Annotated in this window: 17 protein-coding genes; 8 read left to right on the forward strand and 9 right to left on the reverse strand. The window is 72.2% G+C overall.

Annotated elements, in window-relative coordinates; genetic code table 11:
- Positions 1-13 precede the first annotated feature (13 nt).
- Positions 14-622 (forward strand): TetR/AcrR family transcriptional regulator, encoded by a 609-nt coding sequence (locus ABD437_RS22205; RefSeq protein ID WP_425558215.1) that lies wholly within the window; start codon positions 14-16, stop codon positions 620-622.
- Here the strand turns inward: ABD437_RS22205 and ABD437_RS22210 are convergent.
- Positions 564-1,412 carry a MaoC family dehydratase gene (locus ABD437_RS22210; RefSeq protein ID WP_344650824.1) on the reverse strand — a complete coding sequence of 283 codons (849 nt, stop codon included), beginning with the start codon at positions 1,410-1,412 and terminating at the stop codon, positions 564-566. The two genes, ABD437_RS22205 and ABD437_RS22210, sit on opposite strands and share 59 nt — an antisense overlap.
- A complete protein-coding gene (locus tag ABD437_RS22215) occupies positions 1,409-2,755 on the reverse strand; it encodes a 3-oxoacyl-ACP reductase (protein WP_344650825.1) in 1,347 nt (448 codons plus the stop codon). Before ABD437_RS22215 ends, ABD437_RS22210 begins: the two co-directional genes overlap by 4 nt.
- 85 nt (positions 2,756-2,840) lie before the next feature.
- Between ABD437_RS22215 and ABD437_RS22220 the strand changes: the two genes are divergently transcribed.
- The 5 genes from ABD437_RS22220 (at position 2,841) to ABD437_RS22240 (ending at position 9,959) form a co-directional block, all read left to right on the forward strand.
- Positions 2,841-4,100: an acetyl-CoA C-acetyltransferase gene (locus ABD437_RS22220; RefSeq protein ID WP_344650826.1), complete on the forward strand. Its 1,260-nt coding sequence runs from the start codon at positions 2,841-2,843 to the stop codon at positions 4,098-4,100.
- Positions 4,101-4,137: 37 nt separating this feature from the next.
- Entirely contained in the window at positions 4,138-5,817 is a 1,680-nt protein-coding gene (locus ABD437_RS22225; protein ID WP_344650827.1) for an alpha-amylase family protein, read from the forward strand.
- The gene (locus ABD437_RS22230) at positions 5,814-6,992 is read left to right on the forward strand and encodes a carboxylate-amine ligase (RefSeq protein ID WP_344650828.1); all 1,179 of its coding nucleotides are present in this window, start codon (positions 5,814-5,816) and stop codon (positions 6,990-6,992) included. Before ABD437_RS22225 ends, ABD437_RS22230 begins: the two co-directional genes overlap by 4 nt.
- Before the next feature lie 70 nt (positions 6,993-7,062).
- The gene (locus tag ABD437_RS22235) at positions 7,063-7,860 is read left to right on the forward strand and encodes an SAM-dependent methyltransferase (protein WP_344650829.1); all 798 of its coding nucleotides are present in this window, start codon (positions 7,063-7,065) and stop codon (positions 7,858-7,860) included.
- A complete protein-coding gene (locus ABD437_RS22240) occupies positions 7,857-9,959 on the forward strand; it encodes a putative bifunctional diguanylate cyclase/phosphodiesterase (protein ID WP_344650830.1) in 2,103 nt (700 codons plus the stop codon). The genes ABD437_RS22235 and ABD437_RS22240 overlap by 4 nt, the downstream gene beginning before the upstream one ends.
- Here ABD437_RS22240 and ABD437_RS22245 read toward each other — a convergent pair.
- Together ABD437_RS22245 and ABD437_RS22250 are read right to left on the reverse strand one after the other, a co-directional pair.
- A complete protein-coding gene (locus ABD437_RS22245; RefSeq protein ID WP_344650831.1) occupies positions 9,948-10,889 on the reverse strand; it encodes a coiled-coil domain-containing protein in 942 nt (313 codons plus the stop codon). The genes ABD437_RS22240 and ABD437_RS22245 overlap by 12 nt on opposite strands.
- Positions 10,890-11,232: 343 nt before the next feature.
- Positions 11,233-11,556 carry a DUF3040 domain-containing protein gene (locus ABD437_RS22250; protein WP_344650832.1) on the reverse strand — a complete coding sequence of 108 codons (324 nt, stop codon included), beginning with the start codon at positions 11,554-11,556 and terminating at the stop codon, positions 11,233-11,235.
- Between the two features lie 165 nt (positions 11,557-11,721).
- On the opposite strand from ABD437_RS22250, the gene ABD437_RS22255 reads away from it, so the two are divergent.
- On the forward strand, positions 11,722-12,876 hold the full coding sequence (locus ABD437_RS22255; protein ID WP_344650833.1) for a geranylgeranyl reductase family protein: 1,155 nt from the start codon (positions 11,722-11,724) through the stop codon (positions 12,874-12,876).
- 1 nt (position 12,877) lies between these two features.
- Here the strand turns inward: ABD437_RS22255 and ABD437_RS22260 are convergent, their stop codons facing one another.
- A complete protein-coding gene (locus tag ABD437_RS22260) occupies positions 12,878-13,315 on the reverse strand; it encodes a helix-turn-helix domain-containing protein (protein WP_344650834.1) in 438 nt (145 codons plus the stop codon).
- Positions 13,316-13,393: 78 nt separating this feature from the next.
- Between ABD437_RS22260 and ABD437_RS22265 the strand changes: the two genes are divergently transcribed.
- On the forward strand, positions 13,394-14,212 hold the full coding sequence (locus tag ABD437_RS22265) for a class I SAM-dependent methyltransferase (RefSeq protein WP_344650835.1): 819 nt from the start codon (positions 13,394-13,396) through the stop codon (positions 14,210-14,212).
- 30 nt (positions 14,213-14,242) lie between these two features.
- On the opposite strand, the gene ABD437_RS22270 is transcribed toward ABD437_RS22265, so the two are convergent.
- Genes ABD437_RS22270 through ABD437_RS22285 form a run of 4 tightly spaced genes read right to left on the reverse strand, consistent with a single transcriptional unit; the run spans position 14,243 to position 18,748 of the window.
- Positions 14,243-14,848, reverse strand: a complete 606-nt coding sequence (locus tag ABD437_RS22270; RefSeq protein ID WP_344650836.1) for a GTP-binding protein — start codon at positions 14,846-14,848, stop codon at positions 14,243-14,245.
- Positions 14,829-15,194 (reverse strand): DUF742 domain-containing protein, encoded by a 366-nt coding sequence (locus tag ABD437_RS22275; RefSeq protein ID WP_344650837.1) that lies wholly within the window; start codon positions 15,192-15,194, stop codon positions 14,829-14,831. Before ABD437_RS22275 ends, ABD437_RS22270 begins: the two co-directional genes overlap by 20 nt.
- 57 nt (positions 15,195-15,251) lie before the next feature.
- The gene (locus ABD437_RS22280) at positions 15,252-15,686 is read right to left on the reverse strand and encodes a roadblock/LC7 domain-containing protein (protein ID WP_344650838.1); all 435 of its coding nucleotides are present in this window, start codon (positions 15,684-15,686) and stop codon (positions 15,252-15,254) included.
- Positions 15,683-18,748 (reverse strand): sensor histidine kinase, encoded by a 3,066-nt coding sequence (locus ABD437_RS22285; RefSeq protein ID WP_344650839.1) that lies wholly within the window; start codon positions 18,746-18,748, stop codon positions 15,683-15,685. Before ABD437_RS22285 ends, ABD437_RS22280 begins: the two co-directional genes overlap by 4 nt.
- Positions 18,749-18,822 lie beyond the last annotated feature (74 nt).

Genomic DNA, 18,822 nt, shown 5'->3' on the forward strand with positions numbered 1-18,822 from the left:
GCGTGAGCAACAGATGCTGGACGCGGCCACGGCCGTGTTCTCCGAGCGTGGCTTCCACGCGGCGTCGATGGACGAGATCGCCGAGCGAGCCGGTATCTCCAAGCCGATGGTCTACCTCTACCTCGGGTCGAAGGGCGAGCTGTTCAGCGCGTGCATCCGGCGGGCCGGGGGTCAGCTCACCGAGGCGATCAGCGCGGCGGCCGCGCCCGAGCTTCCGGCCGAGCAGCAGCTGTGGGCCGCCGTGCAGGCGTTCTTCGAGTTCGTCGGCGAGCACCGTGACGCCTGGGCGGTGATGTTCCGCCAGGCCCGGGGTGAGGGCGAGTTCGCCGGTGAGGTGGCCGGCATCCGCCGGCTCGTCGTCGACAACGTCGCCGACCTGTTCGCGCGCGCGATCCACTCGGCCGGTGCGCTCGACCCCGGCCCCGACGAGCTTCGTGCGCTGGCCCACGCGCTCGTCGGCACTGGTGAGTCGATGGCGGAGTGGCTGCTCGATCACCCGGACGAGAGGCCCGAGACCGCGGCCACCCGGCTGATGAACATGCTCTGGATGGGGCTGGGGAGCCTCATCCGGGGTGAGGTGTGGCGCTCCCCGGTGCCGGTGCCGCTGCCACCCGGCCAGTGAGGTGCGGGCGTCCTTCCGACGCCACCGAGAAGTCCGCGCCGCCGACCCCGAAGTCCACTGTCGACGGCAGGAACACCGGCTTCGCGAACCGCACCTCGACCGTGTAGGCGTCGGGCAGGCGCGTGCCGAGCGCGGCCAGGCAGCGGGCCTTCACCCACATGCCGTGCGCGATCGCGCGCGGGAACCCGAAGAGCTTCGCGGTGAGCGGGTGCAGATGGATCGGGTTGCGGTCACCGGACGCGCCGGCGTACTCCCGCCCGATGTTCCCCGGCACCCGCCACACCGCGGTCGTGGGCAGCACCTCTCCCGGCTCGGTGGCCGCCGCTCCGGAGCCGCCGCCCCGGCGGAGGTAGGTGGCGGTGCTGCTCCAGACCGGCTCGTCGCCGACCCGGGCCGCGGTGAGGACGTCGAACTGGCGGCCGCGGCGGTGCGGGCGGAGGTTCGCGGCGCGCACCTCGAACGTGAGCCGCTCGGTGACCGCGATCGGCCGCCGCTGGGTGATCGTGTTGCCGATGTGGACGATGCCCGGCAGCGGGAACGGGAATCCCCGCTCGGACATCAGCGCGATCGCCAGCGGAAACGCCAGCACCTGGGGGTAGGTGCCGGGCAGCGTGTCGCTGAGCCCGAAACCGCACACGCGGGCGTAGCCGGTGAGCCGTTCCCGCTCCACCGCGACGTGACGCAGCGCGAGCCCCGTGGTCGGCAGCTCCGTCCCACCTCCCCGCTTGAGCAGCGCTGTCGGGTACAGCACCGCGAGGTTCGGTGCGTGTTCGAGCGTCCGGACGCTCATGCGCCGAGCAGGGACTGGCCGCAGACGCGGACCACTTCGCCGTTGATGCCGGCCGAACCGGGGGACGCGAACCAGGCGACGGTCTCGGCGACGTCGATCGGCCGCCCGCCCTGCGTCATGCTGTTCATGCGCCGGCCGGCCTCCCGGATCACCAGCGGGATCGCCGCGGTCATCCGGGTCTCGACGAATCCCGGCGCGACCGCGTTGATCGTGCTGCCCCGGGAGGCCAGCGTCGGCGCCAGCGACCGCACCATCCCGATCACCCCCGCTTTGCTGGTGGCGTAGTTGGTCTGACCCGGGTTCCCGGCGATCCCCGCCATCGAGGACGTGGCGACGATCCGCCCGCCGGGACGGAGCACGTTCTCGCCGAGCAGCACGTCGTTGATGCGCTCCTCGCTGGTGAGGTTGACGTTCAGCACGATCTCCCAGCGGGCGGCGTCCATCTTGGCGAGCGTCCGGTCGCGGGTGACGCCGGCGTTGTGCACGAACACGTCGACGCCGGAACGCAGGTGCCCGGCGAGCGCGGCCGGGGCGTCGGCCGCGGTGACGTCGAGCGGGTACGCCTCGCCGCCGTGCGCCGCCGCCACCTCGGCCAGCTCGGACGCCGCCGACGGCACGTCGACGCAGACCACGTGCGCGCCGTCGCGGGCGAGCACACCGACGATCGCCTCGCCGATGCCCCGTGCGGCGCCGGTGACCACCGCGACCTTCCCGGCGAGCGGGCGCTCCCAGTCGTCGGGCGGCGGTACTTCGGCCGAGCCGACGCGGATCACCTGGCCGGAGACGTACGCCGACCGCCCGGAGAGCAGGAAGCGCACCGTCGACTCGACGCCCTCCTCCGCGCCCGGTGTCACGTAGACGAGCTGGGACGTGACGCCGCGCCTGACCTCCTTGCCGGTCGAGCGGGTGAAGCCCTCCAGTGCACGCTGAGCGGTGGCCTCGCGGGTGTCGGCGCAGTGCTCCGGCGGGGTACCGAGCACGACGATCCGGCCGCTCGGGGCGACGGCACGCACCTGCGGAGCGAAGAAGTCGTGCAGCGCGACGAGCTGCTCGCTGCGCGTGATGCCGGTGGCGTCGAAGACCAGCGCGTGCGGCCGGGCGCCGCCGGGGCGTTCCTCGGCGCGCGGCCCGAGCTCACGTACCGCCACCCCGGCGGCCGCCAGCATCGGCCCGACGACCTTCACCAGGCGCCCGGCGGGGGCGCCGCCGAGGATCACCGGGCCGGGGATCAGCGGGTCGCCGGGCGTGTGGCGGCGGAGGTGCGGCGGCTCGGGCAGGCCTACGCGGCGGGCCAGGAAACGGCCGGGAGCGGTGGTGACGAGCTGCTGGTAGCGATCGCGCATGGAGTCCCTCGCAGTGCCGGATCTTACTGGAAGGTAAGACTACTCATCAGTAAGGTAGAGGCCAACAGATCGGAAGGAGCCTCCGATGTTCGGAGCACCTCGGCGGGTCGGTGTCGTCGGCGGGAACCGGATCCCGTTCGCGCGCCAGTTCGGGCCGTACGCGCGGGCATCCAACCGGGACATGCTCGGCGCCGCCCTGGACGGGCTGGTCACCCGCTACGACCTGGCCGGTGAGGTGCTCGGCGAGGTGGTCGCCGGCGCGGTGATCAAGCACAGCCGTGACTTCAACCTGACCCGCGAGACGGTGCTGGGCAGCGCGCTCGACCCGCGCACGCCCGCGTACGACGTCCAGCAGGCCTGCGGCACCGGCCTGGAGGCGGCGATCCTGGTCGCGAACAAGATCGCGCTGGGCCAGATCGACTGGGGCGTCGCCGGTGGCGTCGACACCGCGAGCGACGCCCCGCTCGTGCTCAACGAGAAGTTCCGGCAGGTGCTGCTGGCGTTCAACCGGGCCCGGTCGGTTCCGGAGCGGCTCGCGCTGCTGTCCCGGCCGCGCCCCGGTTTCCTCGTGCCGGAGATCCCGCGCAACGCCGAGCCGCGCACCGGCCTGTCGATGGGTGAGCACGCCGCGCTCACCGCCGCGGCCTGGGAGATCGCCCGCGGTGACCAGGACGAATTGGCGGCGGCGAGCCACCGCAACCTGGCCGCGGCCTACGAGCGCGGTTTCCTCGACGACCTCGTCACCCCGTACCTGGGCCTGGAGTGCGACCAGAACCTGCGGCCGGACTCGACGGTCGAGAAGCTCGCGACGCTGAAGCCGGTGTTCGGCGACACGATGACCGCCGGGAACTCGACGCCGCTGACCGACGGGGCGTCCACGGTCCTGCTGGCCTCCGAGGAGAAGGCCGCCGAGCGCGGCTTGGAGGTGCGGGCCTGGCTCACGCACTGCGAGACCGCGGCGGTCGACTTCGTCCACGGCGACGAGGGGCTGCTGATGGCGCCGGCCTACGCGGTGCCGCGGATGCTGGCCCGCGCCGGGCTCGCGCTGTCGGACTTCGACTTCTACGAGATCCACGAGGCGTTCGCGTCCCAGGTGCTGGCCACGCTGAAGGCCTGGGAGGACCCGATCTTCGGCAAGCAGTTCGACGCCCCGCTGGGCGCCGTCGACCGCGCCAAGCTGAACGTCAATGGATCCTCGCTGGCGGCCGGCCACCCGTTCGCGGCCACCGGCGGGCGCATCGTCGCCACCGCCGCGAAGCTCCTGGCCGAGAAGGGCAGCGGCCGGGCGCTGATCAGCATCTGCGCCGCCGGCGGCCTGGGCGTCACCGCCGTCCTCGAACGCTGAGCGGTTGGCTCAGCGAGGCTCGGGGCAGTAATGCTGCATGCCCGAGCACTGGTACCGCGAGGCGGTCGTTTACTGCTGTGACGTTGAGACCTTTCAAGACTCGAACGGGGACGGAGTCGGCGACTTCCCCGGGCTGATCAGTCGGCTGGACTACTTAGCCCGTCTCGGCATCACGTGCCTGTGGCTCAACCCGATCCACCCCACGCCCAACCGGGACGACGGGTACGACGTCGCGGACTTCTACACGGTCGATCCCCGCCTCGGCACGCTCGGCGACTTCGCCGAGCTCATCCACGAGGCGGGCAACCGTGGCATCCGGGTCATCATCGACCTGGTCGTGAACCACACCTCGAACCAGCACCCGTGGTTCCAGGCGGCCAGGCAGGACAAGGACTCGCCCTACCGCGACTGGTACATCTGGTCCGACACCGAGCCCGAGGACCGTCGCGAAGGCATGGTCTTCCCGGGCGAGCAGAAAGAGACCTGGACCTACGACCGCACCGCGAAGTCGTGGTTCTACCACCGTTTCTACGACTTCATGCCCGACCTCAACACGGCGAATCCCGAGGTCAGGGCCGAGATCAAGCGGATAGCGGCGTTCTGGGTCCAGCTCGGCGTCGCGGGGTTCCGGATGGACGCCGCGCCGTTCGTCATCGAGTCCACCCCGGATGCCCCGAAGGACTTCGCGTTCCTCACCGACCTGCGTGCCCACCTGCAGTGGCGTCGTGGTGACGCGGTGATCCTGGCCGAGGCCAACGTCGGCCCCGACGAGGTCGGGGAGTACTTCGGTGACTCGGGCGGCTCGGCCAACCGGCTGCACATGCTGTTCGACTTCGCGCTCAACGCCCGCCTGATGCTGGCGCTGGCCCGGGGCGACGCCGAACCGGTGATCGACGCCCTGCGCGACACGCCGAAGCTCCCCGAGTCGGCGCAGTGGGCCACGTTCCTGCGCAACCACGACGAGGTCGACCTCTCCAAGCTCACCGCCGAGCAGCGCAACGACGTCTTCGCCGAGTTCGGCCCCGAGAAGGACATGCAGCTCTACGACCGGGGCATCCGCCGCCGGATGGCGCCGATGCTCGGCAACGACCGCCGTCGGATCGAGCTGGCCTACGCGATGCAGTTCTCGCTCCGCGGTACGCCGGTGATCCGCTACGGCGAGGAACTCGGCATGGGCGAGGACCTCAGCCTCAACGGCCGCGACGCGATCCGCACCCCGATGCAGTGGTCGCCGAGCGTCAACGGCGGCTTCTCGTCCGGGACGGAGCTCGTCCGCCCGGTGATCACCGAGGGCGAGTACGGCCTCGAGAAGATCAACGTCGTCACCCAGCAGCAGAACCCGACCTCGTTGCTGAGCTGGTTCGAGCGCATGATCCGCACGCTGCGTCAGTGCCCCGAGGTGGGCCTCGGCGCGTGCAGCGTGGTCGACGTCCCGATGCCCCGCCACGTGCTCGCGCACCAGGCCGACCAGCCCGAACGGGGCGCGATGGTGTTCCTCCACAACCTCGCTGATGAGGATGTGACGGTTGATCTGTCGGCATTGGGGAATTCCGCGGAGCAACCGTACGAACTTCTCGCAGACAGGGACTACCCGTCGGTGGACCACACACTGAGCAAGATTCCGCTCGCCGGCTACGGCTACCGCTGGATCCGGCTCCGGGACAGCCGGGGCCGGCACACCGGCGGCCAGGTCATCACCCGCGGAGGCATCGCATGATCGGCGACACCGCGAAGGTCACCCGATCGGCGTCGCCCGACGAGTACCGCGACCCGGCCGACGACACCAAGGTCGGGGCGACGATCGGCGTCGAGGAGGAGTTCCACGTCCTCGACCCGACGACCGGCGAACTCGTCCCCGAGGCGCTCACGCTGCTGGCCAACCCCACCCCGGGTGAGCACGAGCCGGAGGCCGAGCTGCTGCGCTCGGCGATCGAGACCGCGACCCCGGTCTGCCGCAGCCTCACCGAGGTGCGCAGCGAGGTCGTGGCCGCCCGCCGCGCGCTGATCAAGGCCGCCGCCGAGCACGACGTCGCGGTGGCCACCGCCGGCACGGTCCCGGACTCCGGTTCCCGGCCGATGGGCGTCTTCCCCAAGGAGCGGTACCGGCAGATGGCCGCCGAGTACCAGCAGCTCGTCCGGGAACAGGCCGTCTGCGCGTTCCAGGTGCAGGTCGGCGTGCCCAACCGCGATCTCGCGGTGGCCGTGGTCTCGCAGATCCAGCCCTGGCTGCCGGTGCTGCTCGCGCTCTCGGCCAGCTCGCCCTTCTTCGCCAACACCGACACCGGCTACGCGTCCTACCGGACGATCGTGTGGTCGCGCTGGCCCACCGCGGGCCCGGTGCACGGCTTCCGTTCGGCCGCCGAGTACGACCGGACGATCGACACGCTCGTCGGCTCCGGGATCATCTCCGACCCCGGAATGGTCTACTTCGACGCCCGCCCTTCGGCGCGGTACCCGACCGTCGAGCTGCGGATCACCGACGGCTGCCCGCGGGTGGACGACGTGGTGCTGCTCACCGGCCTCGGCCGGGCGCTGGTGGTCACCGCGGCCGGCGAGATCGAGCGGGGCGTCGCACCGATCTCGGCGCGACCGGAGCTGCTGCGTGCCGCCGACTGGCGGGCCGCGCGGTCCGGTCTGCACGGTGACCTGTTCGACCCGGTCGTGGGCGCTGCGGTGCCGGCCTCGGACGCGGTCCGCGCCCTGGTCGAGTACGTCGGCCCGGCGCTGGACGCGAACGGTGACACCGACGAGGTGCGGATCCTGCTCGCGGACCTGCTGGCCCGGGGCACCTCGGCCGATCGGCAGCGCGAGGCGTTGGGGCGTCGGGGCACGTTCAGCGACGTCGCGTCCCTGCTGATCGAAGAAACCCGCGGCGGAGTGGACGAATCGTAGCGGCGAGGCTTGTGCGTCGCCTGATCATTTCCGAGGTCAACTGACCGAAGTGGTCGGTAAGGTAGGCCGCGTGGAACAGCACCCCGCGTCGGACGTCGAGCCGGAACGGCCCAGCGCGGCGCGGGTCTACGACTACTACCTGGGCGGATCGCACAATTTCGCGGTCGACCGCGCGATGGCGGAACAGGCCATTCGCATTCTCCCGGAATTACCGGGGAACATGCGTGCCAATCGAGCCTTTCTGCGTCGCGCGGTCCGCTACATGATCGCGCAGGGCGTACGTCAATTCCTCGACCTCGGGTCGGGCATCCCCACCGTGGGCAACGTCCACGAGGTGGCGCTCGACGAGGCTCCGGACGCCCGGGTGGTGTACGTCGACAACGACCCGGTCGCCGTCGCACACAGTCAGTCCATTCTGGAGGACGTGCCCCGGGCGACCGTCGTGCAGGCCGACGTCACCGACCCGGACACCGTCCTCGGGCAGGCCCGGCGCCACCTCGACCTCGACCGGCCGGTCGGGGTGCTGATGGTCGCGCTGCTGCACTTCGTGCCCGAGTCGGCCGCCCCGGCGTCGCTGATCGCGCGGTACCGCGACGCCGTCGTGCCGGGGAGCCTGCTCGCGATCTCGCACGGCACGGCCGACCAGCAGGGCGACCGCGGGCCCGCGATGGAGGCCCTCTACTCGCGGAGCGCGAACCCGCTGGTCTCGCGGGACAAAGCGACGATCGAACGCTTCTTCGACGGGTACGACCTGGTCGACCCCGGTGTCGTCTTCGTGCCGCTCTGGCGTCCCGAGCCGGGTGCACTGCCCTCGGCGACACCGCCCGAGCGCACCGCCACGTACGCCGGCGTGGGGCGCCTGCGGTGACCGCGCTGCGGGATCCGGGGCAACCCGACTCCGGATCCCTACTCGGCCGCCGCTGGGCCGCCGCCATCGGTGACACCTCCTACGTCACCGTCAGCGACGCCCAGCTGGCCCAGCTCCTCCAGGACCTCGTCGACCGGCTCCGCACCGCGGTGCGCGCCGAGCCCCCCGACACGGCCGTCGCCGAGGAGGCCGGCGCCGCGCTCGTCGGTGCGCACTTCACCGGCGTCGACGCACTGCAGCGCTCGATCGCGATGCTCGCCGCCGAGCTCGACCGCGAACCGCGTCCACGCACCGCCACCTGGACGGTCATCGGCGCGTTCGCGGCCGGGTACACCCGGGCGCTGCGCGACATGACGCTCACCGAGCAGGAGTCGATCCGCCGGGCCGACCTGATCGCCCGCACCCGCACCGAACAAGCCCTCCGCGCCAGCGACGCGCGGTTCCGGGCGGTGTTCTCCGGCGCCGCGGTCGCGATCGGCATCGGCGACGTCCAGGGCGCGCTGCTCGACGTCAACCCGGCGCTCTCGGAGATGCTCGGTTACTCCGCGGACGAGTTGCGCGGCCGTTCGGTGCTGAGCCTCGTCCACCCCGACGACGTGGCCGACGTCGCCGCCGAGGTGTACCGCGCGCTCGCCGAAGGCGGCCGGGAGCACGTCCGGGTCGAGAAGCGTTTCGTGCGCCGCGACGGCGAAGCGATCTGGGGCCTGCTCACGGTCTCGCTGGTACCCGGCGAGGACGGCGAACCCGGGTACGTCGTCGCGGTCGGCGAGGACGTCACCGACCTGCACCGCCTCCAGACGACGCTGCGCTACCAGGCGATGCACGACCCGCTGACCGGCCTGCCGAACCGGGTGATGTTCTCCGAGCGCATGGACGAGGCGTTCGAGACCGCCGCCGACGACGCCCGGCTCGGCGTCCTGTTCATCGACCTCGACGGCTTCAAGATCATCAACGACACGCTCGGCCACGACATCGGCGACCGGCTGCTGGTCATGGCGGCCGAGCGGCTGGACCGCGGGGTGAGCAGCAGCGGTCACCTGGTGGCCCGGATGGGTGGCGACGAGTTCGTCGTGCTCGTCGAGCAGTCCGGCGGCGAGGGCGAGGTCACCGCGCTGGCCGAGAAACTGCTGGCCGAGCTGTGCCGTCCGTGCCAGATCGACGAGCACCTGCTCACGGTCTCGGCGAGCATCGGCGTGGTCGAGCGGCCGATCTCCGCCACCGACCGCAGCGAGCTGATGCGCCACGTCGACGCCGCGCTGTACTGGGCGAAGGCCGACGGCCGGAACCAGTGGTCGCTCTTCGACAGCGCCCGCAGCGAGGCCGAGGCGATGCGCTACACGGTCTCCGCGTCGATGCCCGCCGGCCTGCAGCGGCGCGAGTTCTACCTGGAGTACCAGCCGATCACCGACCTCGACGACGGCCGGCTGTGCGGGCTGGAGGCCCTGGTCCGCTGGCGCCACCCGTACTTCGGCGCGATGCGTCCCGACGACTTCATCGGCATCGCCGAGGACACCGGGTTGATCGTGCCGCTCGGGCGCTGGGTGCTCGAGGAGGCCTGCCGGGAGGCGCGTTCCTGGGCCGACCTGATGCCCGACCCGCCGTTCGTGAGCGTCAACGTCGCCGCGCGTCAGGCCGCCGACCCGGCCCTGGTCGACGAGGTGCGCGCGGTGCTCGAACAGACCGGCCTGCCGCCGGAGCGGTTGCAGCTCGAGCTCACCGAGAGCGCCGCGATGGGCCCGGCGCCGATCGACACGCTGCACGCGCTCTCCGAGCTCGGGTGCCGGATCGCGATCGACGACTTCGGCACCGGCTACTCCAACCTCGCCTACCTGCGCTCGCTGCCGGTGAGCAGCCTGAAGCTCGCGTCGCTGTTCGTGGCCGGCCTGCAGCCGGTACCGGGGCTCGACGGCGACGTCGACGCCGAGATCGTCGCCACGCTCGTCTCGCTGGCCCGCACCCTGCGCCTGACCGTCACCGCCGAGGGCGTCGAGACGCCGACGCAGGTCGAGCGGCTCCGCGCGCTGGGCTGCCACCTCGGCCAGGGTTACCTCTTCGGCACCCCGATGGCCGCCGACGAGGTGCGCAAACTACTGCACTGAGATGTGGACGTGGTTCGTGTGGTCGCCGGACGGCGTCCCGTCACCGCTGTAGGACTTCCAGCCGCTGCCCGGTAGCCAGATCTGCCGGAACCAGATCACGTACAGGACGCCCAGCCGGTCGGCGTTGTCGACACCCCAGGCCGCCAACCGGTCGCCGTAGGCCTTCGAGTCGCCCGACGCGATGCCGCCGAAGCCACCGGTGTCGGCGGCGAAGTCACATGCCCGCCCCTTCGGGTGCTCGCCGAACGACGCCTGCCGGTAGCAGTGCGTGTAGTGGGTGAACCCGTCGGACCGGGCCTCGTTGTACGTGTGCAGCATCCGGGGCGTGAGGCACCCGCCGGACGTCGGGTCGTCGATGCTGCAGCTCTCGTTCGGCCAGCTGCCGTCGGAGTTGCGCGCCGCGGGCTTGGCGGCCGCGGACGTGCCGCTCAGGAAGCCGGCCGACGAGTCGCCGCCGCCGGCCTCGACGAGCGCCTGCTCGGCGTCGGCGCGGCGCTTGGCCATCGTCTTTTCCTGCTGACGCTGGAGCTTGAGCTCCTTGTCGACCTGCTCGCGCTGCGACTTGAGCTTCTTCTGGGTGCTGCGCAGCTCGGTGAGGGTGCCGTTGGTGGTCCGCGCGATCGTGTCCATGTAGCCGGCGCGCTCCACCAGCTCGCTGGCCGAGCCGGAGTTCGCCAGCACGGTGAGCGGATCGGGCATACCGCCCTTGTACGCCTCGGCGCCGAGCAGCTGGGCCTCACCGGTGAGCGCGGTCAGCTTCTTCTCGGTGTCGGCGATCTGGCTCACGAGCGTCTTCTGGCGCTTCTGCGAGGAGGCGACCTTCGCTTTGGCGTTGTTGTAGCCGCTGGCCGCCTGGTCGAGCTTCTTGCGGAGCGCGGCCGTGCCGCCCTCGTCGTCCTCCGCGGCGGAGGCCGAGTGCGGTAATCCCACCAGAAGGGCGCAGAGCACAGCGAAGACCGAGACGGCCGTCAGAAGGAATCGCCGCCGAGGCGCGAGCGTCACTGTGCGTATCCTCCCGAGATCGAGCCGTCGGCGTCCGTGGCCGTAGTCCGCCGGAACTGTACCGAAGGAACCTGGGAGTTCGGAGCGGCGGTCACGAAGCTGTGGATAGCGAAGACGGCTCGACGGAACCCGGGAATCGGGCTAACTACGCAGGTCGGAGCGGTACCCCCCGCGTGCGGCGGCGTTCGGCTGCGCCAGGTGTGTCGGTTATTACGGAGAGTGAGTTGAACGACTCTTAAGCTACGCAGCCGACCCGGTTAACCCCGCTCGCTCAGAACGGTTGGAAGCCGTCCCGCCGGTTCGGCCGCCCCACCGCTGACGTCGAGCCGTGCCGCCGTCGCGCCCGCAGCTGGTCCGCGACCGCGGCGGCACACGCGATCACCGCCCCGATCACCAGACCGATCGGTTTCCCGGCCACGAGCGAGAACAGGGCGAACCCGGTCGCCAGCGCGACCACCAACTGCAACGGCCAGCGCCGATCGCGCCGTGGTGCGCGTGGCCGCCCCTTCGCGAGACCGGCGGCGAAGGCCGGGTCGTCGGCCGAGATCCACGCTTCGATCGCCGACAGCTGTCGACGCTCCTCACTGCTCAGCACCGTGGCGCTCCTTCCAGACCGCAAGCGGCCGGCGAGGGTGGCTGCCCCGCCGTGACCGCTTTGAGATCTTCCCCGCTGTAGCGCCGCGCACACGCGTAATTACGACTGCCCTCACATCTTCTTAGGGCCGCATTCGGGAAAAGGCCCAACCACTACGGTGGCGCCATGACAGCGAGTGCCGACTACGACGTCGCGGTGATCGGCGCCGGGCCGGCCGGTGCGTCGGCCGCGCGGGTCGCCGCCGACGCCGGCTGCCGCGTGGTGCTGCTCGAGCGCGGGGTGCTGCCCCGGTACAAAACGTGCGGTGGCGGCCTGATCGGCCTGTCCCGGGCCGCGCTCCCGGTCGGCTTCGCCCCGCCGGTCCGCGATCGGATCGACCGGCTGACGTTCACGCTCCGCGGCAAGCTCAGCCGCACCTGGCAGGCCGACGCGCCGTTCATCGACCTGGTCTACCGCGACGAACTCGACGCCGCGCTCACCGCGGCCGCGGTCGACGCCGGGGCGAAGCTGCGCGAGGGCGTCACCGTCACCGGCCTGGAGTCGGCGGCCGGGCTGGTCCGGATCCGTACCGCGGAGGGCGAGGTCACGGCCGGTGCGGTGGTCGGCGCCGACGGCACGTCGGGCCGCACCGGCACGTTCGTCGGCGTGCGGCTCGCGCAGGTCGACCTCGGTCTGGAGACCGAGTTCGCCTGGCCGGACGCCTCCGTCGGCGACTGGGCCGGCCGGGTGCTGATCGACTGGGGCCCGCTGCCCGGTTCCTACGGGTGGGTGTTCCCCAAGGGCGACGCGCTCACGGTCGGCGTGATCGCCGAACGCGGCCGGGGCGCGGACACGAAGGAGTACCTGGCGGCGTTCGTCGACCGCCTCGGCCTCGGCGACGCGCCCGAGATCCGCTCGTCCGGCCACCTGACCCGGTGCCGCGCCGACGACTCGCCGCTGTTCCGCGACCGGGTGCTGGTGGCCGGCGACGCGGCCGGCCTGCTGGAGCCGTGGACCCGCGAGGGCATCTCGTACGCGCTGCGTTCCGGTCGGTTGGCCGGTGCGGCGGCCGTCGCGGTGGCCCGCTCCGAGGGCGACGCCTTACCGGCGGCCACCGCCGGGTACGCGGCCGCGGTGGAGGCGGAGTTCGGGGCGGAGATGCGCGCCGGGCGGCGGTTCCACACCGCGTTCAGCCGCCGGCCCGGGTTGTTCCACGCGGCGATCGCGAGCGCCCCGCCGGCCTGGCGCCTGTTCCGCCGCCTGGTCAGCGGCGAGACGACCCTCGAGCGACTTCTCCGCCGCCGGTCCGTGGACCTGGCCCTGCGCGGACTGTCCCGCTGACTCAGGATCGACGCTCGCCACTCCGCGCGATCCCCGCGGGCCGCGGGAAGGTCCGGGTGCGGACCGGATGGTCCAGCTCGGCCCGGAGGAGCTGCTGGAACGACGGACATTCCCGATGCGTCGGCGCCGGGCACGCCGCCGCGTGCCGCAACGAGTCGCGCAGCGCCGCGAGCTCGGTGATGGTCCGGTCGAGTTCCTCGGCGCGGGCGGTGAGCATCTCCCGGTCCAGGCCCCGCTCGCCGAGCAGGCGGCCGATCTCGTCGAGGCTGAAGCCCGCCGAGCGGACGACGCCGATCAGCGCGAGCCGCTCCAGCACGGCCTCGTCGTACTGGCGGCGCAGACCGTGCCGGCCGGTCGGTGCGATCAGGCCTTTCTCCTCGTAGTAACGCAGCGTGGACGCCGGCAGCCCGGCTCGCTGCGCCACGTCGGCGATGTCCACGACCCACTCCTTGACCTCAAGTCGTCTTGAAGTGGAACGGTGGCACCCGAGCCGGACGGACACAAGAGGAGCGCACCGATGCCCGCAGACGAAACGCAGACCAGCCGCTGGAACGGACCGCGTGGCCGATCCTGGGTGGAGAACCGCGCGCTGCTCGACGACGTGATGCGGCCGCTGGAGACCACGCTCGTGGACGCGGTGACGGCTGCGGGCGGTCGCCGGGTGCTCGACGTCGGCTGTGGCACCGGGTCGACGACGGTCGCGATCGCCCGGCAGGTCGACGAGTGCGTCGGCGTGGACCTGGCGGAACCGATGATCGCGGCGGCCCGGGTCCGAGCGGCCGAGGAGGGGTCGACGGCGACGTTCCTCCGTGCCGACGCGCAGGAGCACGAATTCGCGCCGGGGGAGTTCGACACGGTGGTGTCCCGGTTCGGGGTCATGTTCTTCCCGGACGCGGTGGCGGCGTTCGCGAACCTGCGCCGGGCCGTGCGTCCGGGCGGGGCCCTGCGGTGTCTGGTCTGGCGGGGCCCGGCCGACAACCCGTTCATGACCGTGACCGAGACGGCGGCCGGCCCGTTGGTGCCGAACCTCCCGGTGAGCCCACCGGAGGCACCGGGACGGTTCGCGTTCGCCGAACCGGGCGTGGTGCACCGGGCGCTGGACCCGAGCTGGCACGACGTCGCGCTGGAGCCGGTCGACGTCGAGTGCTGGATGCCCGAGCCGGAGCTGATCGGCTACTTCACGAAGTTCGGCCCCCTCGGCCTCGTGTACGCCGACCTGGATCCGGCGACCAGGGAACGGGCGGTGACCGCGGTGCGCGCCGCCTACCAGCCGTTCGTCGACGGCGACCGCGTCCGCTGGAACGCGGCCTGCTGGCTGATCAGCGCCCGCGCCTAGGACCGGCCCCGCGAAACGTGCCGCGCGGAGTCAGGCGTGGCGCGCGGCGAACTCCGGCGCCGCGAGGCGGAGGACGTGCTGCACGAGGCGGATGAGCGCGTCGCGACTGGAGCGGCGGTCGCGGGCGTCGACGAGCACGACCGGCACGCCGGGGTCGAGGTCGAGCGCGGCCGCGATGTCGCCGACGCCGTGCGACTGCTCGTTGTGGAAGCAGTTGACCGCGACGATGAACGGCGTGCCCTGCCGCTCGAAGTAGTCGATCGACGGGAAGCAGTCGGTGAGCCGGCGCGTGTCGGCGAGCACCACGGCCCCGAGCGCCCCGCTGGCCAACTCGTCCCACAGGAACCAGAACCGGTCCTGGCCGGGCGTCCCGAACAGGTAGACGACCAGATCGTCCTTGAGCGTGATCCGCCCGAAGTCCATCGCGACGGTCGTGGTCTCTTTGCGGTCGGTGGAGGTGACGTCGTCGATGCCGATCCCGACGTCGCTGAGCACCTCCTCGGTGGAGAGCGTCGGGATCTCGCTCAGCGACCCCACCATCGTGGTCTTCCCGGCGCCGAACCCGCCGGCGACCAGGATCTTGAGGGCGAGCGGAACTTCGATCCCCCCGGGCGCGTCAGATCGCGCGAAGTCCATCGATCACTGCCTCCAGTAGCCGGCGGCTCTGCAGCTCGGCCGTCGTCGGTGCCGGTCTGACGACCACGCAGCCCGCCCCCACCAGGTCGTCGATGAGAACGCGGACCACGCCCAGCGGAAGGTCGAGGTGGGCGGCCAGCTCGGCGATCGAGATCGGACGCCGGGCGGAATCGAGGATGTGCAGGTGCTCCGGTTCGAAGCCGGCCCCCACCGGCACGGTGTCCCGCACGCTCAGAACGAGGGCGACGACGTCCAGCTCCTGCGCCGGGCGCGTGCGGCCACGCGTCATCGCGTAGGGGCGGACGACCGGGCCGGCCTCGTCGTCGTACCACGTCCGATTAGGCATCGCCCGACCACCGCCTCACGTCCGGTCCCTCACATCGGGCTCCTCACATCGGGGCCCTCACATCGGGGCCCGGTCGTCCGGCCTCGGCGTCGCCGCGTTGCGCGGTGACGTGGTCAGGTAGGTGCCCACCCGGGTGACGAGCATGGCCATCTCGTACGCGATGAGGCCCACGTCGGCGTCGGCGTCACCGAGCACCGCGAGGCAGGCGCCGCGCCCGGCCGCGGTGACGAACAGGAACGCCTGCTCCATCTCGATGATCGTCTGGCGGACCGCGCCGCCGCCGAAGTAACGCCCGGCGCCGCGGGCGAGGCTCTGGAACCCCGACGCGACGGCCGCGAGGTGTTCGCCGTCCTCGCGGCTCAGCCCGCGCGACCCGCCGATCATCAGACCGTCGGACGACAGCAGGACCGCCTGCTGGGCGTGCGGAACCCGGTCGACGAGGTCGTCCAGGAGCCAGTTCAGTTCGCCGGTGGCTCTCGCCGTCTGCGTCATCGTTCACCCTCCAACGCGCCGGTGTTCGACCCTTGACCGGCTGGTACCCCGTCCGGCTCGGATGCACTGTCTTGCGCCGCCGGCCCGGGCCGGTCGGACTCGGGGGCGATCGTACGCGCGGCGTCCGACCGTCCCTGGACGGAGCCGCGCTGGTAGGACCCCATCACCGCGCGGATCTCCTCGGGCGAGCGCATCGTCGTGGGCTCGACCGGAGCCTGCGGAATCCCGGACCCGGCCCGCAGCGGAGCCGCCAGACTTGCTTGACGGACGCGGCGGGGGAGGCCGCCGGGGGTCGTGGTGGCGGGTTCCGGGCTCGCCGGGTCCGAAGTGTCCGCCGGCTCGGCGCGACTGGCCATCGGTGCCCGCGCCACTCCCCGGGGCCGGGTGTCACCCAGCTCGTGCCCGGGCGCCCCGAGGTCGGGCACCCCGGGGCCGGCTGCCACGTTGCCGGGCGCGCCGTTGCCGGGCGCGCCGTTGCCGGGCGCGCCGTTGCCGGGCGCGCCGCTCTCGGCCTCAGCGCTGTCGGGCCGAGCGCTGTCGGGCTGAAGGCTGTCGGCCTGAGCGCTGTCGGGCTCGGTGTTGTCCGGGCCGGTGGTCGGCGCGTTTCCGGCCGGGAGCCCGGGGCGGCGGCGTTCGCGGCGGGGGAGCGGGTCCTGGGTCGTGAGGTGCTCCCAGCCCGCGCCCGGGTCACGCCGGCTCAGCGGCGGCAGTCCACCCGGCCCCGCCTGAGCGGGAGTCGCCTCGCCCGGACCGGGTTCGGCGCGGGCCGGTCCGACCGGCGCCGAACCAGCGGTCTCGGAGCCAGCCGTCTCGGAGCCAGCGGTCTCGGAGCCAGCGGTCTCGGAGCCAGCGGTCTCGGAGCCAGCGGTCTCGGAGCCAGCGGTCTCGACGCCAGCGGTCTCGGGACCAGCCGGTTCGGTGGCGGAAGGGGCGAAGCCGGTCGGGGCGCGTAGTTCGTCGGCGGGGCGCAGCACGGTGGCGTCGGACAGCACGCTCCAGTCCGTGCCCCCGGACCACACGCTCGCGTCGAACACCGGCGGCGGTTCCACCGCGGCGTCCACGTCCGGCGCCTCCTCCGGCGCCCGATGCGCACCCCTCGGCTCCGCCGCGACCGTGAGCACCGGCGGTGCCCCCGCCACCTCGACCCGCGACGACTCGCGCCGCTGCGACGGGATCGCCCCCTCCGGCGCGACGATCATCGAGCCCGGCAGCAGCACGATCGCGGTCGTACCGCCGAACGGCGACCCACGCAGCACCACCCGGATGTCGTGCCGCCGCGCCAGCTGCCCGACGACAAAGAGCCCGAGCCGTTCGCTCTGCAGCAGGTCGAACTCCGGCGGCTCGGCCAGCCGCTGGTTCACCGCCTCCAGCTGCTCGGCCGGCATGCCCAGCCCACGGTCCTCGATCTCGATCGCGAACCCGGCCGGCACCAGCTCACCGGTCACGTGCACGGTGGTGTGCGGCGGCGAGAACGACGTCGCGTTCTCGATCAGCTCGGCCAGCAGGTGGATGACGTCGCTGACGCCCCGCCCGGCCAGCGACGCCCGCGGCGCCCCCACGACACGCACCCGCGCGTAGTCCTCGACCTCGGCGATCGCACCGCGCATGACGTCGATCAGCGGCACCGGATTGCGCCAGCCGCGGCCCGGCGTGGAGCCGGACAGCACGATGAGGTCCTCGGCGTGCCGCCGCATGCGTGTCGCGAGGTGGTCGAGCGTGAACAGGTCCTCGAGCTCGTCGGGGTCCTTCTCCCGGCGCTCCATCGCGTCCAGCAGCGTCAGCTGGCGGTGGATGAGCGCCTGGCTGCGGCGGGCCAGGTTCAGGAACACCTCGCGGACACCGCGCCGGAGCTGGGCCTCCTCGATCGCGACCTCGACCGCGGTGGAGCGGGCCGCGTCCATCGCGGACGCCACCCCCTCGATCTCCTTGATCGTGAAGCCGGTCATCGGCTGCACTTCGGCGTCGACGTCGACGCTCTCGCCGGCACGCAGCCGCCGGACGACCGCGGGGAGCTCGTAGGTCGCGAGGCTCTGCGCCGACCGTTGGACGCCGACCAGTTCGCGCACCAGCGAGCGCCCGATCCGCAGCGCGACGACGATCGACACGATCACCGCCACGAGGCCCAGCACGCCGCCGACGACGATCCGGACCAGCACCCAGGCGGCGGTGGGGATGAAGTCGTCGAAGAGCCGATCGCTGACGTCGAGGCTGTAGTCGACCATCTGGCCGGAGAGCGCGCGCGAGTTGTCGATCCAGTCGTCGGCGTCGATCGGCGGCGGCGCGTCCCCGGCTCCCGACCGCACGACCGAGTCCTCCGCCGCGGTGATCGCCCGCGCGGCCGACCCTCCGGTGACGTCGCGGTAGGCCTGTTGGTCGACGGGTTCGAGCTGGGGCAGAACGTCGGTGTAGAAGTGGCGTTGGGCGCCGATGAGCTGGACCGCCCGGGTGTACTCGTCACCCTCGAAGCGGCCGCCGGCCACCGCGCCGGCCAGCACCGCCATCTCCTCGCTCTGGGTCTCGATCGCGCTGGCCAGCTCCAGGGTGGCGTTCGCCCGGAGCGCGAAGTCGGGGACCGGGAGGTGCGGAATCGTGGTGACGATCGGGAGCGTGAGGTCGAGTGCGCTGGTGAAGTAGTCCACGACGGCCGGCCGGGAGAGCGTGCGCCGGTCGATCGCCGAGCGCCGGTCGTCGAGGTCGTCGAGTACGTCGAGGAACGTGTCGATCCGGTCGCGTACGGCGTCGGTGTTGGCGCCGTCCACCGCCCGGTCGCGGAACCGGGTGAGCGCGCGGTCGGTCCGTGCGCGCTGCTCGCGCAGAGCCTCGGCGTTGCGTTCCGGCGCGGCCACCGCGATCACCGATTCCAGCCGCTCGGCCCGCAGTTCCCGGCCCAGTTCCTGCAGCGGGTTGACGACGTCGGAGACCTCGTCGTTGATCTTCAGCAGGTCGATGCCCTGACCCAGGGTCGCGCTCGCCGCGATGGCCCAGAGCACCACGAGCGAGACGAACGGCAACGCGAGCAGCGTGATGAGTTTCGCCAGAACAGACCGGCTGCGTGACTTCATCGCACCTCGCGTCGTTGCAGGACTTACCCGGAATGGTCCAGCGGGCGGACGCTAGCAAAGTGACGGTTGGGGCG

This window comes from Cryptosporangium japonicum (genome assembly GCF_039524755.1).
GTDB lineage: Bacteria > Actinomycetota > Actinomycetes > Mycobacteriales > Cryptosporangiaceae > Cryptosporangium > Cryptosporangium japonicum.

What these genes read in the sequence shown, in the direction of transcription:
- ABD437_RS22205 (WP_425558215.1), top strand. Translation starts at nt 14, where the DNA reads ATGCTGGACGCGGCCACGGCCGTGTTCTCCGAGCGTGGCTTCCACGCG.
- ABD437_RS22210 (WP_344650824.1), bottom strand. Translation starts at nt 1,412, where the DNA reads ATGAGCGTCCGGACGCTCGAACACGCACCGAACCTCGCGGTGCTGTAC.
- ABD437_RS22215 (WP_344650825.1), bottom strand. Translation starts at nt 2,755, where the DNA reads ATGCGCGATCGCTACCAGCAGCTCGTCACCACCGCTCCCGGCCGTTTC.
- ABD437_RS22220 (WP_344650826.1), top strand. Translation starts at nt 2,841, where the DNA reads ATGTTCGGAGCACCTCGGCGGGTCGGTGTCGTCGGCGGGAACCGGATC.
- ABD437_RS22225 (WP_344650827.1), top strand. Translation starts at nt 4,138, where the DNA reads ATGCCCGAGCACTGGTACCGCGAGGCGGTCGTTTACTGCTGTGACGTT.
- ABD437_RS22230 (WP_344650828.1), top strand. Translation starts at nt 5,814, where the DNA reads ATGATCGGCGACACCGCGAAGGTCACCCGATCGGCGTCGCCCGACGAG.
- ABD437_RS22255 (WP_344650833.1), top strand. Translation starts at nt 11,722, where the DNA reads ATGACAGCGAGTGCCGACTACGACGTCGCGGTGATCGGCGCCGGGCCG.
- ABD437_RS22265 (WP_344650835.1), top strand. Translation starts at nt 13,394, where the DNA reads ATGCCCGCAGACGAAACGCAGACCAGCCGCTGGAACGGACCGCGTGGC.
- ABD437_RS22270 (WP_344650836.1), bottom strand. Translation starts at nt 14,848, where the DNA reads ATGGACTTCGCGCGATCTGACGCGCCCGGGGGGATCGAAGTTCCGCTC.
- ABD437_RS22275 (WP_344650837.1), bottom strand. Translation starts at nt 15,194, where the DNA reads ATGCCTAATCGGACGTGGTACGACGACGAGGCCGGCCCGGTCGTCCGC.
- ABD437_RS22280 (WP_344650838.1), bottom strand. Translation starts at nt 15,686, where the DNA reads ATGACGCAGACGGCGAGAGCCACCGGCGAACTGAACTGGCTCCTGGAC.
- ABD437_RS22285 (WP_344650839.1), bottom strand. Translation starts at nt 18,748, where the DNA reads ATGAAGTCACGCAGCCGGTCTGTTCTGGCGAAACTCATCACGCTGCTC.